Here is a 1,548-nt window from a genome sequence, read left to right as displayed (position 1 = left end):
GGTCTACGTCAAATCGGACTGATGAGTCCAAATATTGAGATTAAGCAACCTTAGGTTGTTTAATCTCTTTTTTTGTTGTTGAGGCAAATAGTCGCGAAGTTATAATAATTCGATTACGCAAATTATCATAATTTCTATAACCAAAAGATACCCTTTTAATGAGTTTGATTTTATTATTAATTCCTTCTAACGGACCGTTGGTCAGGTTAGAATATGTCATAGTATTTTCAATGAAAGTTGCTAATCGTCTTAAAGTTCTAATGACTGGGCGTAATTTAGGACACACATCTGAAAGATGAATAGAAAAGAGTTTATGATTAAATTTCTCTATTTGATTTTCTTTTAATAATCTTCTTAGCTCATGAACGTAGTGATATGTATTAAATAATTCTACATCTACACCTAATAAGTAATTTATAATGCCTTTTTCGGTTTTCCACTCTTTAAATAAATGGACTTTATGATAATTAAATGCTTCTAGCGTTTCAAAAGGTTTAAGAAATAGTTTCCAATAACTTTTATATTTATTATAAAGCGGTCTATTAGAGATTCTATAACTATTCATTACATGAACCCTAGACATATTTAACGCTCGATTTAAAGATTGAACAATATGAAAACGATCAATAATAATCTTCGCGTTAGGAAATAATTGTTTGATTAGTGACATATATGGTTCATACATATCAATCGTTACTGTTTTGACTTTTTGTCTGAGTTTTAAAGAATAGCGATAAAAATGATCTTTAAGCGATTTTAACTTACGATCCGCTACCACATCTACGATGCGGTGCGATACAGCATCTGCATAAATAAAGCTCATTTTTCCTATAACATTTTTAACACTTTTAAATTCGTCCATCATTAAGTGTTCAGGTAGAGCATCAAAAGAAGACTGACCTACGTCGCTTGCCGCTTGATTAATCACTCTAGACACAGTCATTGATGATACTAAGCATGACTTAGCGATAGATTTTTGAGAGCGGTATTCTTGTGCTTTATCTAAAACTGCAAGTTTTGTTTTATTAGAAATAAAACAATGAGCGTCGACAATATTAGATTTAGCAGTAAAATGACTGTCACATGATTTACAATAAAATCTTTGTTTTTGAAGTTCTAAATAAGCGGGCATTTCCATAATTTTAAGTAAAGTAATCGTTGAGTTTTTCTTACCATTTTTTACTATAGAGAAATTTTCATTTTTAGTTGAACAATTTTCACAATGTGTAGGTTGATAAGTGAGCTCGGCATAGTAAAACAAGCTCATTCGTCCTTTATGTTTTTTCTCAATCACTTCATCTGAAAAATTTAGATTTTTATCTTTAATTCTTAATGTATTTAATATAGACTTACACATAGGCGCATTACCTTTCTTTTTTATTTTGTTTGGTAGCTAATAATTATAGAGGTAATTGCGCCATTTTTGTATTCAAACATAAAAATTGGACTGATGATTTTTAGTCATCAGTCCAATTTATTATAGAGCCGTATTTTTAATATTTATGATAAACGGGGATTGAATTAAACTGATGCAAATGCCCTTTGATT

1 protein-coding gene is annotated in these 1,548 nt (G+C 29.8%); it reads right to left on the bottom strand.

The window, feature by feature from the left end; genetic code table 11:
- Window positions 1-40: 40 nt before the first annotated feature.
- Window positions 41-1,357, bottom strand: coding sequence for an ISL3 family transposase (locus IEZ21_RS49270; RefSeq protein ID WP_126122664.1), 1,317 nt, complete (start codon window positions 1,355-1,357; stop codon window positions 41-43).
- Window positions 1,358-1,548: the final 191 nt, after the last annotated feature.

This window comes from Streptomyces flaveus (genome assembly GCF_014647675.1).
In the GTDB taxonomy this organism is placed as follows: Bacteria; Actinomycetota; Actinomycetes; order Streptomycetales; family Streptomycetaceae; genus Streptomyces; species Streptomyces flaveus.
Note: the sequence above shows the minus strand (reverse complement) of the source record. Positions and strands in the feature narration are given on the sequence as shown.

Bases quoted from the DNA above. Each gene is read 5' to 3' on its own strand.
- IEZ21_RS49270 (WP_126122664.1), bottom strand. From the start codon at position 1,357: ATGTGTAAGTCTATATTAAATACATTAAGAATTAAAGATAAAAATCTA.